Raw genomic sequence first — 15,168 nt, 5'->3', positions numbered from 1 at the left:
CCTAAAAAACAAAACGAAACGGCTAATCGATCGGCCAGCTTTTCACCTTGGCGATATCGCCGCGGTGCGTACCGTCTTCGCCTGCGTCCGTCTCCAGTACGAGCGCCTTGCCATGGAATTCCGGATATGAGAGCAGCGCCTGAAAGGCTTCCTCGCCAATATACCCCTGACCGATCCGCTCATGGCGGTCTTTTCCCGACCCGAGCGGGTATTTGGAATCGTTCAGGTGGACTGCGGCCAGATCGCTCCAATATCCAAGCTCTCTGCCCCGCTCAACGAGGGCATCGGTCGTACGCGGATCCCACACACCTGATGCGTATGCATGGCAAGTATCCAGGCAAAAGCCGATTTTCTCCGGGTAATCGCTCAGCCGCCTGATGTTTACCAGCTCATCAAGCGTAATGCCCATTGAGCCCGGGGTGCCGGCCTGGTTTTCCAGCAAAATCTTCGCGCTGCCCTGCCAGCCTGACAGCGTCTCGTTTAAACATTGTATTATATTTTTGTAGCCTTGTAATGCATCGCGTCCTTTGAAGTGTCCGAAGTGGACCACGATGCCGACCGTGCCGCAAGCCTCGGCGATGATCAGATCGTTCTGCAGCGACTTGACGGTCAGCTCGTACAGCTCCCGGCCCCGGCTGTCGCCGATTGCGATGTTGATCGGATACGGGGTGTGGGCAATGCTTGGCATGCCGTGCTCCCGGCAAAAGGTAAGGCAGTCCGCCGCAGCAGTTGCATCCAGCGTTTTGATCGACATGCTGCGGGGATTTTTCGGAAAATATTGAAACGATCTTGCTCCGATCTCCCATGCCCGCCGGGCAGCTCTCCCATAACCGCCGCGCGTGCTGACATGGCAGCCGATGAGCAGCTGGTTACTGCTCATGCTGGCAGGACGGACAATAAAAAACCTTCCGCCCGTTTAATTCGGATTTGTTGATCGTACCGCCGCAGCGGTAGCACGCTTCCCCTTCACGGTCATACACTTTGCACTGATCGTCATAGCCGCCGGTTAACTGGTCTCCCACCATAAACGGAGTATCCATATAGCCCCCGCCTTCAAGGGCTTCCCGCAGCACTTTCTGCATGGCAGCATACAGCCTCGCAACCGATGCTTCCGTCAAGTCCTGAACCTTCACCGAAGGCAGAAGACCGGCTTCATACGCGATTTCATCCGCATAGCAGTTCCCGATGCCGGCAATAACATGCTGGTTGACCAGCAGCGATTTTAAAGATCCGCGCCGCCCTTGCAATATTCCTGCAAATTTTTCCGGATTCATCCGGCGGTCCAGCGGTTCCGGTCCAAGGGGAGCGAACAGCTCATCGACTTCTTTTGCTGAATGCAGATGAAGATGGCCTAGCCGAAGGCCGATAAAATACAGCGTCCGGTCTCCAAACGAAATTTCAATCTGGGTAGAACGTTTCGGGCGATCCTCTTCGGTTCCGTAATACATCAAGCCGCCCAGCATCAGATGCAGGAGCAGCCTGCGGCCGTTGTTCAGGTGGAAAATGAGATGCTTTCCGCGCCGCTCCACAAAAATCGTTCTCGTGCCAAGCAGCTCCTCCTTGAAGCTTTCAACGGGAACATTAATGGATTTCTCCCGGTTGACAACCACGTTCGTAATCGGAGCATTGATAATCAGTTCTGACAGCAATCTTCGGTAATTTTCCATTTCCGGCAGTTCCGGCATCTTGTTCATCTATCCTTTCAAAATCCATCACGGATGTTCATGTAAATGTATATAAAACGGTCCCTGAAGGTGTCAAGGACACAACAGCTGAGTCAGCTCGGTCAGATCACGGCAAATGATGTCCGGAGAGATGCCGGCTGCATCGACGTGCATCTGCAAGTTGCTCTCCGTCGTGAGCCCCGTCAGGACCAAAATCGTCTGACATCCCGCGGCAGCCCCTGCCGCAATGTCCGTACGCATATTATCACCGATCACAGTGGCTTCGGTCGGGGACAGCTGCAGCCGATCCGTAGCATATTTCATCAAGTGGCTCGAAGGCTTCCCGATAATCACCGGTTTGACACCGGAAGCTGCTTCAATTGCTGCTCCAAGCGATCCGGCTCCCGGGACGAGCCCGTGATCGGAAGGAAGCAGAAGGTCGGGATTGGTCAGCACAGATCGGGCACCTTCACGGATCCAGCGAACGGCCTGGGCGAGTGTATCGTAAGTAAAAGAGCGGTCGATGCCTTGCACGACAAATTCAGGCGCATCGTCGACGAGCTTGAGCCCTTCCTCAATCAAAGCCTGCCGAAGCCCATCTTCCCCTAGCATAGCCACTCTGGCCCCAGGAGATTCTTCAGCGATATACCGCGCGGCGGCCAGTGACGAGGTGCAAACCTTCTCTTTGTCGGCGGGAACACCCATCTCGTTCAAATGAGCTGCCACCATTTCCGGCGTTTTCGAAGAATTGTTCGTCACGAATAAATAAGGGATTTCCCGCGATTGCAGCGTTCGAATCAGAATGTCCGCTCCGGGTATCATATGTTTCCCATGATATAACGTTCCGTCCAGGTCAATCAGCAGACCGCGGGTAGTTCTCAGCGTGTTCAATGGACATACCTCGTTTCATCTAGTAAAACTTATGGCTGCGAAAAGCCTGGCTCCCGCTGCAGCGGTCGATTTCCAGGCTTCCTGTAACCCAGCTTGTTCCATTGTAAAAGAAAACGGAGGAATGTGGCAACCGAAAGCACGACGGCAAGGACGTTTATCTCCATTATTTCGTCAAGCGTTTCCTCTGAAACCTATCACGGGAAGTCCAATTGTGCAAAGTTGTGTCATTTCCTGCGCTTTCCCGGAAAATAATGATTATCCGGGCAATAAACCGCTGCAGTAAGAAAAACGTCTATCGACGTACTTTCAAAGAAGACAGACTGCGTTTAGCTGAAGTTTTTCTTGCGATTATAGAATGGTTCAGCTTCGCTGAAATTTATAAATTCTATAATCTTAAAGAAAAAAGGCTCGCCCGGAGCCTTCATTCCATTATCGCCTGCCCTATGTCTTCCCTATTCTTCGTGGCGGGTCACCGGAAACAGCACCAATTCTTCGGCCAGCAGCGTTTTTGGAAAGAGTGACCTGGCTTCCGCCAATAGAGGCTGCAGGTGCTCCATATCCTTGTAACGTGAGCTGAAGTGCGTAATAATGAGCTCCTTGGCCCCCGCGTCGCGGGCAGCTTCTGCGGCTTGAAGCGCCGTGCTGTGATGATAGTTGTGTGCGGTCTCATGAAGCTCATGCAGAAACGTGGCCTCATGAACGAGCAGATCCGCCTGTTCGGCCAGCGGCAGAACGTTGGCACAAGGGCGGGTATCGCCCAAGATCGTAACGACGCGCCCCTTCTTCGGCGCACCAAGCACGTCTGCCGGTGTCAGCACCCGGCCGTCTCCCAGGTCGATGCTCTCCCCGCGCTTCAAACGACCGTAAATCGGCCCCGGTTTTAATCCGTACTCGGCCATGCGTTTCAAGTCCAAGCTGCCTGGCTTGTCTTTTTCCATGATCCGGTATCCATAGCTGTCAATGCGGTGTTCCAGCAGACGGGATTCAACCCGGACCTCCCCGTCTTCAAAAATGACTCCCCCCGTATGCTCAATCACCTCAAGTTCAAACTCAATTCGCGACTGGCTGAGGGTAAGCGACGTGTCTATGTATTTTTTGATCCCCGGAGGTCCGTACAGCTGCAAGGGCGTGGTGCCGCCCTGGTTGGACCTGCTGGAGAGCAGCCCGGGAAGACCGAATATATGATCACCGTGCAGGTGGGTAATGAAAATTTTCTCCAGCTTGCTCAGCTTTAATGAAGACCGCAGAATTTGATGCTGCGTGCCTTCGCCGCAATCGAACATCCAGAAGCTTCGCCGCTCCTCGTACATCCGAAGCGCCATCGATGTCACGTTCCGCTGCAGGGAAGGAACCCCCGCATTGGTACCCAAAAACTCCAGTTCCATAACGCTATACCTTCTTTCCAAGAATGCGCCAGCAAAAAACCCCCGAACAATCGGAGGGTTTTGCTGACATTTGCTTCGGTTCGGCTATGAACCGAATATATATTATTTTACCTTGTCGACATTAAAATACCGTGCTTCCGGATGGGCAAACACCATCGCCGACACCGAAGCTTCAGGCTCCATCATAAAGCCTTCGGTCAGATGTACGCCGATATCCTCCGGTTTCATCAGCTTGAAGAGCGGCTCCTGATCCTCCAGATCCGGACATGCCGGATATCCGAAGGAGACGCGGATGCCTTGATACCTTGCCCCGTGACGCTGCTTCATCGTCATATCGGCCGGGTCAGGGAAGCCCCACGTATCGCGCATCATATGGTGAACGCGCTCGGCCAGCGCTTCGGCGGTCTCAAGCGCTACCGATTGCAGGACATGGGACTTCAGATAGTCCCCTTTATCCTTCCACTCCGAAGACAGCTTCGAAATGCCTTGTCCCGCGGTGACGACCAGGAAGCCGACATAATCCATCTTGCCGCTGTCGACCGATTTCAGGAAATCGGCGAGGCAGAGGAACGGTGCCACGTTTTGGCGCGGGAACGTAAACGTATGCAGCACCTTGGAGTGGTCCTCCGGATCGTAGATGACAATGTCGTTGCCCCTCGACTGCGCAGGGAAAAAGCGGTACATCGCATGCGCCTGGATAATCCCCTCTCGGGCGGCCTGATCCAGTACGTCATCGACAGTTGCTTTCAAATCCAGCGCTTTTTCGTCACCTTTCTCCAGCAGTTGCTCGACCTGACCGCGCAGCCCCAAATGATGGCCAAGCAGCATCTGCATGTTCATGTATGGGATGATGTGGCCGATCGGATAGTTGCGGATGATGTGCCGCTCCAAATCGGGCGGACTAAATACCGGGACATCCGTCGACACGTTGGACTTGGCCGCACGGGTCAGTTCCGGCAGCTCGACCGGCTTTTCAGCTTCCGCCAAAAGCGCTTCGAGCTCCGCGTCCATTTCAGCCTGCATCAGACTGCGCTGCTCGGGATCCATCAGCTTGTTTGCCAGGTCAAGGCCGTCCATGGCGTCCTTCGCGTACACGACCATGCCTTCATACTCGGGCCGGATCCGCGTTTTGGTGAACCTGCGGGTCAATGCTGCTCCGCCAACCATAATCGGCACCTTCACGCCGGCATTTTTCAAATCCTGCGCAGTCACGACCATTTGCTGTGCGGATTTCACCAGCAGACCGGATAGTCCGATCAAATCGGCCTGCTCCTTCCGGTAAGCCTCGATGATCGTCTCCGGTGGTACTTTTATACCCAAATTGACGATTTGGTAACCATTGTTCGAGAGGATAATCTCGACCAGGTTTTTACCGATGTCATGCACGTCGCCTTTAACGGTGGCCAGCAGCATCTTCCCTTTGACGGACGTTTCGTTCTTTTCCATAAAAGGCTCCAGATAGGACACGGACGCTTTCATCACCTCGGCGCTCTGCAGCACCTCCGCCACGATCAGCTCATTGTTGTTGAACAGACGACCGACTTCGGACATGCCGTCCATGAGCGGCCCGTTGATGATCTCTAAGGCACCGTACTTCTGCAGCGCAGCATCCAGGTCGGGAATCAGCCCTTCCTTGGTGCCTTCTACGATATAGGTAGCCAGCCGTTCTTCCAGCGACAAGTTCGAAATTTTCTCTTTCTTCTCGACCTTTTTATTCCGGAACGCCGCCACAAACGCGGCCAACGTTTCATCGTTCGTATTGTAAATCAGCTCTTCGGCCAGCTTCCGCTCCGCTTCTGGAATCGAGGCATAGCGCTCCAGCTTCTCAGTATTCACGATGGCATAGTCCAGGCCCGCTTTCGTACACTCGTACAGGAAGACGGAGTTCAATACTTCGCGGCCCGCTTCCGGCAAACCGAACGAGACGTTGCTGATGCCGAGGATCGTATGGCACTCCGGCATCGCTTCCTTGATCAAACGGATCCCTTCAATCGTTTCCTTGGCAGAACCGATGTACTGCTCATCACCGGTACCAACCGGGAACACGAGCGTGTCGAAAATCAGGTCCTCAGCGGGAATGCCGTATTTATGAACGAGCAGATCGTAGGATCGCTTTGCCACATTCAGCTTGTCGTTTCGGTCAATGGCCTGTCCGCTCTCATCGATGGTCCCCACCACGACAGCAGCCCCGTATTTGTGGATGAGAGGAGCCACATGTTCGAACTTTTCTTCACCGTCTTCAAGGTTAATGGAGTTAATAATCGCTTTACCCTGGGAATATTTGAGCGCAAGGTCGATGACCTTCGGATCGGTCGTGTCGATCATGAGCGGCACTTTGACCTTTTTCACCACCAGCTCCAGGAACTGTTTGATATCCTCCGCTTCATCCCGGTCCGGATCCTGCACGCACACGTCGATGACATGCGCTCCGTTTTTGACCTGGGCCCGGGCGATCTCCGAAGCTTCTTCGTACTTCCCTTCCACGATCAGGCGCTTGAATTTGCGGGAGCCGAGCACGTTGGTCCGCTCTCCCACCATATATGGCCGGTTGTCCGACTCAATGTACACGGGCTCAATCCCGGACAGCGCCGGCGGATGGCTCCCTTCCATTTGACGAGGCTGGTAACCCTTCATGACCTCGTTCAGCGCACGGATATGATCCGGGGTCGTTCCGCAGCAGCCGCCGGCAATATTGAGCCAGCCCTGCTCCGCAAAGGCTTCCATCTTCCGGGCCAGCGACTCCGGAGATTCATGGTAATGCCCGTTCTCATCCGGAAGGCCGGCATTCGGATAGCAGCTGACCGCCGTTTTGGCCATGGAGGCGAGCGAACGGATGTGATCGCGCATGAATTCCGGACCTGTCGCACAGTTAAGGCCGACCGAAATCGGATTCAGGTGCTCCAGCGAAATGTAGAACGCTTCAATGTTCTGCCCGGCCAAGGTCGTCCCCATCGGTTCGATCGTACCGGAAATCATGATCGGCAGCGTGATCCCAGTGCTTGCAAAGGCATTCCGGATTCCGATGCTGCCAGCCTTAACATTCAGTGTATCCTGGCTCGTTTCAAGTAAGAGGGCGTCGACCTTGCCCTCGATCAGGGCAACCGCCTGCTCCTCATAGCTGCTCACGAGCTCTTCAAAAGTTACGCCCCCGGTCACCGACAGCGTCTTCGTCGTCGGGCCAATCGCGCCGACTACGTACCTAGGCTTGTCCGGCGTGCTGAATTTATCCGCCGCTCTGCGGGCAATTTCCGCAGCAAGCAGATTAATCTCCCGCGCCTTCTCGGGAATGTCGTATTCAGACAATACGACCGAGGTAGCGCCGAACGTATTCGTCTCTATGAGATCCGCCCCGGCTTCAAGATACTTCTCGTGGATCTGTTCGATCACATGGGGACGGGTAATGACCAGCATTTCATTACAGCCTTCCAGCTCTTCTCCACCAAAATCCTGAGGGCCAAGGTCGACCTGCTGGATCATGGTACCCATGGCACCGTCCAATATCAATATTCGTTCTTTCATTAATTCCTTCAAGTCAGGTCTGTTCACTGTATGTCCCCCCTGCCAAACGTTAAATCTTAGTTTATCAGAATAGCCCTTATTAGAAAAGTGCAAGAAATGCCTTAAGGGAGGGTTTTGCGCCTGATTTTCGTATAATATATAATCGACAACAAAAGTATGGTTCGCTATAATATGAATTAATCCAAGTGGAAAAGAGGGTTTAGAGATGGCTGAAATCGTGATTCGCAATACGAACGAACGGATTACCGGCGACGATAATGTTCGTGAGTTCCTCAACAATCAAAACGTTCTTTATGAAAAATGGGATGCTTCCAAGCTGCCTCTGGAGCTTCAAACCAATTTTCAACTGAACGACGAGCAGAAAAAGCAAATCCTGGACACCTACGATGAGGAGATCCGTGATCTGGCGGCCCGCCGCGGCTACAAGATCTGGGACGTCATCACGCTGTCCGACGCTACGCCGAACCTTGAAGACCTGCTGAATAAATTCGAAGAGGTTCATACCCACACCGAAGACGAAATCCGGGCAATCGTGGGCGGCAAAGGAATTTTCGTAATCAAGGGCGCAGGCGACATCGGCTACTTCAATGTAGAGCTCGAAGCCGGTGATGTCATCTCCGTTCCGGAAAATACAAACCACTTCTTTACGCTGATGGACAATCGTAAAATTATCGCCGTCCGCCTCTTTATCGAAGAAAACGGCTGGGTCGCCCATCCGGTTCAGGACCCAAGCTTTCAGTCCTAATCCATAAATATAGCGATATACGCAGCAACCCCCGCCTTCGCCAGGAAGGACGGGGGTTGCTTGTCGTTATCAAACGAATCATGATGATGATTATTCCGTCACGGTCAGCTTTTTCGTCGGCATCGTATGCTGTGGTCCTACCGTAACATGTGACGTGATGCTGTAGGTGCCCGCCTGATCGAAGGTTTTATCGAGCGTATACTTCCCTCCGCCGGCGTTCTGAGCGGCCACCTTTTCATGGCTGCTGCTGTCGCCTTCCTTCGCGATTTCAATCATAACCTCATCGGCCTTATCGACTGGTTTATCCTTTTGCGTTACGTTCACTTCAATGGTAACTTGGTTACCTACCTTGGCCTGCTCCGGCGTCCAGCTTAGATCCACCTGCACCGGATCCATCATGCTCTCGCTCATGTCCATGCCCGCATGACCACTGCCGCCGCTGCCGCAGCCTGCTATGCTCCATACCGCCAGCAGCAGCAGAGCAACAAAACCGTACTTTCTCAAGCGAAGTCACTCCCTATACGTCTATCTATGTATGCTGTTTGTCCATATTCTTCATCATTATACATAATTATCGCCTCACCCAAACAATCCAACTGTTAACAAAATGGAACAAATTGACCGGAGAGCGGTCGATACTGCTCAGCAAACGGGGCATTCATATGCACAAGGTATAATAAAAGCCTGCCGGACGAAGGGATTCCCCTCTGGGCAGGCTAACGTATAAATCCAACTTAAGACCGTTCGGCAATGATGCGATGCAGCTCGGACAGATGCTTAATTTCGTAATCAGGCTCAATGGACGGATCTTTAACTTTTCCAGTGCGGTTGATCCATACCGTGGTCAGTCCGGCGCTGTTTCCGCCTTTGATATCGGTTGTCTGCTTGTCGCCGACCATGAGTGTCTGTTCCGGTGTTAATCCAAGCAAAGAAAGCGCATGTTCGAAGATGGTCGGATCCGGTTTGCCTTTGCCGAATGTGCCGGAAATGACGATCTCGTCAAAATATGGGGCAAGCTCAGGAACGCCGGCGATCTTCTCCTGCTGGAGCGCAGGACAGCCGTTCGTCAGAAGAAGCAGCTTCTTGTTTCCTTTCAATTCGTCCAGCACCTGGAAGGTCTCTTCATATACATGGGGGCGGGAACGACGCTCGGCGGCAAATTGTTCGGCCAATTCTCCGGCCAGCTGTTCATCGTCAACCCCAAGCTTCAGCAGCCCGCGCCGCCATGATTCCTTGCGGTAGCCTGGAGCGAGCTCCTCAAGTCTGCGAAATTCAGGTTGTTCGCCTGCGCTGAAGTTGGCCCAGAGCCCTTCAAACGGGTTAATTCCAATCATTTGGGTAAAGGCAAACGTGTCATAGGATTGATATAACGTCCTTGCTTCATTGCGGACCGCTTCCTCCAGCTCCTTGGCATCAATGCCCTTCGCCTTGGCGGCCGTCTCGCATACCGCTTCAAAGGATTCCTTCACGCTGCGCTCATCCCACAACAGCGTATCGTCCAAATCGAAAAAAACAGCTTGTACCGGCATCCTCTTCCATCCTCTCCATCAGCTATCTCTTATATTTGTTTATTTTTCCAAAGGGATATTGTGGGTCTGCGCAAAACGCTCCAGACGTTCCCCTATGGCATCGGTGTCGTAGCGGTTGATCAGGCGAGTGAACACCCAATTGCCGCCTTTGCCCTTCGGCTCAATCACGACAGAGCCTTTGGCTAGCTTGATCTTGGCGATATTGTCTGCAGTCAGGCGCCGATCCCGGTTGAACTTGATCGTCGATACGGCGTTTTTCTCCACACGCAGGAAAGGCCTGCGCAAAAAGATCATCAAGCCCAAGAACACGTACATGGCCATAATGATCCAGGTCATGCTGCTATTTCCCGCCGTACCCTCCTGTCCGATCATCCCGAGCAGAAAGTAGACCGCAGCCAGAGCGACCATCGTAATCGGAAGCACATAGTTTCTTCCTTTATAAATGTCAGCCGAAGGACCTCCCGTGCTATAGATGGAAGGCTTTCCCTCTTTCTTTCTCTGCTTGTTCAGCTGCGCTGAATTTTTTCTTACCTGTCTTTCCCATGAACGGGCCATTCACGAACCTCCTCAAGATGCTTTCGTCTATATAGTTTGAACGAAAGTTTTGCATTTACTTCCTAATATATAACGGCCCAATACTGCTTACAGCATTTATTCCTGTAGTTTCACATTCTATATAATTGAAAACAAACGAAGGAAACCTGGTGCACTTACAATAGAAGCATTCTGTTATCGGTAGTGAGCCATACAATACCTTGAGTCATTCTACACCATGATCGAATGTATGAGTCTAATCCAGCCGCTGGTGTTATTTCTTCTCTTCATCCACCCATTCAATCGAGTCCAGCTGCTGTCTGAAATTTCTGCGGACATTCTGAAGGTATCTCTCACGAAGCTTGGCCCGTTCTTCGATCTCCTCTTCGGTTAAACCGGATTCCTTTTGCTTGCGCGCAAGCTCATTAATTCTCTCTACAACGCTGTCGATATCCATACAATTACTCCTCCAATATTCAAGTCATACCTAACTTTGCCATGATAAAAAGAGCTTGTCAAGGTTCACACCTTTCCAAGCTCTTGATCATTTATCTTCTATTAATATTGTGGGAGTGCCAATACTTCTCCGGCTTGAATTTCGCTGCTGGTTAAATCGTTATACTTCTTCACCGCCATAATGTATGCGCGGATATCCATGTCTTCCGGCTTATGGGCAGAAGCGATTCCCCACAACGTATCGCCTTGCTGAACGATGACATTTTTCTCTAACCGAACATCATCCGAGGTTCCCGCGAATACGCGAACGACACCTGTGCATCCGACCAAAATAATCAGGGCCGCCAGGATCAGTTTGATCAAGGCAGGGCCTGGCACGAAGGACTGGACTTTCTTCAACCAAGGAGTTGCTATAGCTTCATTGATGGATGGATTAACGGATGGGTTATTATAAATACTTTGGTATGTAGTGTGTTTCAGCATAAATATTACGCCTCCAAACGTTTGTTCTTGTTTTATGAGAACAATATAACACGAACATTTGTTTTGTTCAATACTTTTTTCGAACAATTGTTCCTATGTTTTTAGAGGCTGGTTTCCTTCATTCAGAAGCCGCAAAAATCCCGCTCCATCAAAGCAAAATCATTTAGAACTTATGTTTGTACGAACGGCAGTTCTATGTTATAATTTTACCAAACGTTACTAAATGGGGTTGATGGGGAATGTCAAAGATATCTAGCCGGCAGCAAGCGATATTGGAATTTATCAGAAATGAAGTCCGCGCCAAGGGTTATCCTCCGTCCGTCCGAGAGATCGGTGAGGCGGTAGGGTTGGCTTCCAGCTCGACCGTACACGGCCATTTGGACCGACTGGAGAAGAAAGGCTTGATCCGCAGAGACCCTACGAAGCCTCGTGCCATTGAACTGTTGGGACAAGAAGAATCCGAGAGCAGCAATCTGTTCACGCATACGATCGCCAGAGTTCCCGTAGTAGGCAAGGTCACAGCCGGGGTGCCGATCACGGCAACGGAGAACATTGAAGATTACTTCCCTCTGCCGCAGCACTATGTCGGAGATGAGAAAGTATTTATGCTTTCCGTCGTTGGGGACAGTATGATCGAGGCGGGCATTCATAACGGCGACTACGTCATCGTGAGACAGCAACAGACAGCCGATAACGGGGACATCGTCGTTGCCATGACGGATGAGGATGAAGCAACCGTGAAGACGTTTTACAAGGAGAAAGACCATATCCGGCTTCAACCGGAGAACCCGGCTTACGAACCTTTGCGTCTGAACCATGTCACCATTCTGGGCAAAGTCGTCGGGCTGTTCCGCGATATTCACTAGCAGATGATGCTGGACAAGCAGCAATAGAGCCCTTGCTCTTCCTTACTCAGGAAGGTCAAGGGCTCTATTCGGCGTTGGGATCAAGGCAGGTTGATTCAGGTGGGACACGCCTCACGGGAATCCGCCGTTTGCTCCAGACGGTACTCCGTAGGCGTTTTTCCCGTTTTTTTGCGAAACACCTGGGTAAAATGCTTGACGTCCACATATCCGACTTTGTCCGAAATGTCGGCCAGCTTCAACTGCGTTTGCAGCAGCAGCTTGCTGGCTTGTTCGATCCGCAGATTGGTGACGTATTCCTTGAAGCCGCTTCCCGTCTTCTGCTTAAACAGCTGGCTGAAGTAGACCGGATTCAGGAACACGACCGAAGCTACCTTTTCCAAGGACAGATCCGTATGATAGTGCGCTTTGATGTACTGCACCGCAACCTCGATCGCGCGGTTACCGCCCGGGTTGTTGTATTCGTACTCCAGCGATGCCGATTCCTGGCGCATCCGCCGCACTTCCTCCGGCACCCGGTGAATATCTGTGATGAGTCCCGTCGACTGAATTTGGAAAGGCACCTTGACGCATCGTTTCAAGTTAGCGCGCAGCTCATCCGTCAGGCGTTTCATCCCTCCCTCTTCCTCCAGCGAGACGAGACCGATCAGGCTCGTTTCGTCCATGCTTGTCACAAATCCGCAGCCGTGCGCTTCAATCAGCTCACCAAGCACATTTTCAATAATAAAATGCTCCAGATGCACCGGCGCGTCGCTCTCCATCTTAACCATCACCAGTTGGAATGCGGGGTAGCTCTCAATTATAGACGCGACGTCAAGGCGCCCGGTATCGAGTCCGCTCGCCCAGCGCTGAAATACAGCCTCGCGCAAATACTTCAGGTTAGACTTCAGCAGCTCCGCCTCGCGCACGATTTCGTTCTCCCGATCCATCTCCTGAGCAAGTCCGGATATCATGGAGAGCAGCAGCTCTTTCCCGATCGGCTTGAGCATATAGTCCTTAGCCCCAAGCTTGACAGCTTCTTGGGCGTAGGAAAACTCGGAATAAGCCGAAATAATGACCCATTTGATATGCGGATAACTGCCTTGGCACAGCTGCATCAATTCAAGGCCCGTCATTCCCGGCATGAGGATATCGGTCAGCACCAGGTCAATCCGGTGTCTGCGCAGCTGCTGAACCGCTTCCTCCGGATTCGCCGCCAGGTGAACATAATGCTGCGGATAGGCCCGGTGGATGGTGCGCTTAATTCCGTCACGGATCACATGCTCATCGTCCACGACTAAAATGTTCATCTTCCATTCCTCCTTGGTGCCGGATTGGTAAACGGATGGTTACCGTCGTTCCTTCCCCTTCTTGACTGTCCAAGTATAAACCGTACGGACTGCCGAACATCATTCGGATCCGCTCATGCACATTGCTTAAACCGATGCCACGGCGAAGCACGGGGCCGTCTCTGTCCTCCGCTTTGGGCGACGTGCGGTTCCCGCCCTCCAGCAAGCTTCTAACCCGCATCAGCGTGTCTTCGTTCATTCCCTTCCCGTTATCGCGAACGACGACATGCAGATTGTCCATGACCTGCTCCGCCGTCACGAGCAGCATGCCCTGCCGATCCAGCGGCTCCAGTCCGTATTTTACAGCGTTTTCAATAATCGGCTGAATCGACATTTTCGGCAGCGTGACGTCCATCCACTGTGGATCCACATCGATCTTCGGTACGAGCCTGTCCTCAAGACGGTTCTCGATAATCGTCAAATAATGCCGGATCTGCTCCAATTCCTGACGCAGCGTCGTCCGGGAGGCCTCCTCCCAGTTGCTGCTGTAACGGAACATTTGCGACAGCGACAGAATGACCCTGCTGAGGCGTTCATTCCCCTTTTCATCCAGCATCCAGTAAATCATGTCCAGCGTGTTGTACAAAAAGTGCGGATTCACCTGGGATTGCAGCGCCTGCAGCTGCGCGTTTTTCTCGCTGACGGTCGTGACCTTGATCGTCTCGATCAGCTCATCCATCCGGTGCACCATCCGGTTGAAGGAAGACACCAGGCTGTTGATTTCATCAAACGAGTCGACATTAACCGAACCGCTGAAATTGCCCATCTCCACCTTTTTCATTTCCCGGATCAGCAGCTTCAGCGGGGAAGCAATGTTGCGCGATACCAGCGTGGCCAGAACCGTCGAGACGATAATCAGCACGATCAGAACGATAACGAGATATTGGGTCGTCTGGTTTACTTCCGCCTGAATATCGTGCTTCGGGGTAAAACCGTAGATCGTCCAGCCCGCCATAGGCGTATTGGCAGCAACCACCAGTTGGCTTGAGCTGTCATCCACCAGAATACCGTCCTCGGCACCCGGCTTCGGGATGCTGGCAAAGTGCGGCGCCTCCGTCCCTTTTTTACCGGTCGAAGCGATGATGTTGTTGTTCTGATCGATCAGGTACACGCGGCTGCCCGGGCTGATCGTCACATTGGACATCGCCTCCATGATGGACGAAGGATTCGCTTCGATGACCATGATGCCAAGCTGCTTGTGTGTGTTCAGATCATACAGCTTCCGGCCGAACACAAAGACGTTCTCTTTCTGCTGCAGCGTGTTGATCGGCGATCTCGGCATCATCCCGAGCCAGACCATATTGCCCGACGAGGCGTTCAGCTCGTTATACCAGGACGTCTGGGCGTAATTGTTGTCGATAACCCCGGCGAACTGGCGCTCATAGCTGTACACTTTGCCCCTGTCGGTCAGAATATGGATACCCGTTATATCGTTCCTTGAATAGTAAGCTGCTCCGATAATATTCGTAATCGTTCGTTCGTTTTCGATGGCGACGGTCTCTTTCACATGGGTCTCCTGAAGCAGCCGGGTCAGCTCGTAGTTGCTGTTGAGCGACTTGGAGAGACTGTTGTAGCCTTGAAGCAGCGAGTTGAACAGTCCGGCGGTCTGCGAAATGTTCTTCTCGGCGATATCATTCACCTTGGTATGAATAATGGAAATCGTGCGGTAATAATACACGACGCTGATCAATATCAATATGCCGGTCATGCAGCATAGAAACAGCAGAAAAAGACGGCTGTGAATCGAACGAAAATGTCGCCCCACAGATAC

The 15,168-nt window shown here is 52.4% G+C and carries 14 protein-coding genes; 2 read left to right on the top strand and 12 right to left on the bottom strand.

Annotated features, from left to right (window positions below):
- Positions 1-22: 22 nt before the first annotated feature.
- The 5 genes from ABID47_RS04230 to metH all read right to left on the bottom strand — a co-directional run bounded on the left by ABID47_RS04230 (position 23) and on the right by metH (position 7,459).
- Positions 23-880, bottom strand: a complete 858-nt coding sequence (locus tag ABID47_RS04230; protein WP_163876161.1) for a deoxyribonuclease IV — start codon at positions 878-880, stop codon at positions 23-25.
- On the bottom strand, positions 870-1,685 hold the full coding sequence (locus ABID47_RS04225) for an Fpg/Nei family DNA glycosylase (RefSeq protein ID WP_354495018.1): 816 nt from the start codon (positions 1,683-1,685) through the stop codon (positions 870-872). Before ABID47_RS04225 ends, ABID47_RS04230 begins: the two co-directional genes overlap by 11 nt.
- Positions 1,686-1,757: 72 nt before the next feature.
- Positions 1,758-2,555, bottom strand: coding sequence for a TIGR01457 family HAD-type hydrolase (locus ABID47_RS04220; protein ID WP_373318987.1), 798 nt, complete (start codon positions 2,553-2,555; stop codon positions 1,758-1,760).
- Positions 2,556-3,007: 452 nt separating this feature from the next.
- Positions 3,008-3,940, bottom strand: a complete 933-nt coding sequence (rnz, locus tag ABID47_RS04215) for a ribonuclease Z (RefSeq protein WP_354495017.1) — start codon at positions 3,938-3,940, stop codon at positions 3,008-3,010.
- Positions 3,941-4,042: 102 nt separating this feature from the next.
- Positions 4,043-7,459, bottom strand: coding sequence for a methionine synthase (gene metH / locus ABID47_RS04210; protein ID WP_435530597.1), 3,417 nt, complete (start codon positions 7,457-7,459; stop codon positions 4,043-4,045).
- Positions 7,460-7,664: 205 nt separating this feature from the next.
- Between metH and ABID47_RS04205 the strand changes: the two genes are divergently transcribed.
- Entirely contained in the window at positions 7,665-8,204 is a 540-nt protein-coding gene (locus tag ABID47_RS04205) for a 1,2-dihydroxy-3-keto-5-methylthiopentene dioxygenase (protein WP_076171258.1), read from the top strand.
- A 90-nt stretch (positions 8,205-8,294) separates the two neighbouring features.
- On the opposite strand, the gene ABID47_RS04200 is transcribed toward ABID47_RS04205, so the two are convergent.
- The 5 genes from ABID47_RS04200 to ABID47_RS04180 all read right to left on the bottom strand — a co-directional run bounded on the left by ABID47_RS04200 (position 8,295) and on the right by ABID47_RS04180 (position 11,206).
- Positions 8,295-8,708, bottom strand: a complete 414-nt coding sequence (locus ABID47_RS04200; RefSeq protein WP_354495015.1) for a FixH family protein — start codon at positions 8,706-8,708, stop codon at positions 8,295-8,297.
- A gap of 230 nt (positions 8,709-8,938) precedes the next feature.
- Positions 8,939-9,733 carry an HAD family hydrolase gene (locus ABID47_RS04195; RefSeq protein WP_354495014.1) on the bottom strand — a complete coding sequence of 265 codons (795 nt, stop codon included), beginning with the start codon at positions 9,731-9,733 and terminating at the stop codon, positions 8,939-8,941.
- 39 nt (positions 9,734-9,772) lie between these two features.
- A complete protein-coding gene (locus ABID47_RS04190; RefSeq protein WP_354495013.1) occupies positions 9,773-10,288 on the bottom strand; it encodes a hypothetical protein in 516 nt (171 codons plus the stop codon).
- 253 nt (positions 10,289-10,541) lie between these two features.
- Complete coding sequence (locus tag ABID47_RS04185; RefSeq protein WP_076171246.1) at positions 10,542-10,724, bottom strand: DUF896 domain-containing protein; 183 nt, start codon at positions 10,722-10,724, stop codon at positions 10,542-10,544.
- Positions 10,725-10,825: 101 nt separating this feature from the next.
- Positions 10,826-11,206 (bottom strand): LysM peptidoglycan-binding domain-containing protein, encoded by a 381-nt coding sequence (locus ABID47_RS04180; RefSeq protein ID WP_116229859.1) that lies wholly within the window; start codon positions 11,204-11,206, stop codon positions 10,826-10,828.
- A 239-nt stretch (positions 11,207-11,445) separates the two neighbouring features.
- Between ABID47_RS04180 and lexA the strand changes: the two genes are divergently transcribed.
- The gene (gene lexA, locus ABID47_RS04175; protein WP_076171240.1) at positions 11,446-12,072 is read left to right on the top strand and encodes a transcriptional repressor LexA; all 627 of its coding nucleotides are present in this window, start codon (positions 11,446-11,448) and stop codon (positions 12,070-12,072) included.
- A 95-nt stretch (positions 12,073-12,167) separates the two neighbouring features.
- Here the strand turns inward: lexA and ABID47_RS04170 are convergent, their stop codons facing one another.
- Entirely contained in the window at positions 12,168-13,358 is a 1,191-nt protein-coding gene (locus tag ABID47_RS04170) for a response regulator transcription factor (protein WP_354495012.1), read from the bottom strand.
- Complete coding sequence (locus ABID47_RS04165; RefSeq protein WP_354495011.1) at positions 13,333-15,162, bottom strand: sensor histidine kinase; 1,830 nt, start codon at positions 15,160-15,162, stop codon at positions 13,333-13,335. The genes ABID47_RS04170 and ABID47_RS04165 overlap by 26 nt, the downstream gene beginning before the upstream one ends.
- Positions 15,163-15,168: the final 6 nt, after the last annotated feature.

This window comes from Paenibacillus favisporus, from assembly GCF_040545415.1.
In the GTDB taxonomy this organism is placed as follows: domain Bacteria; phylum Bacillota; class Bacilli; order Paenibacillales; family Paenibacillaceae; genus Paenibacillus_AQ; species Paenibacillus_AQ favisporus.
This window is presented reverse-complemented; position numbering and strand designations above follow the sequence as displayed.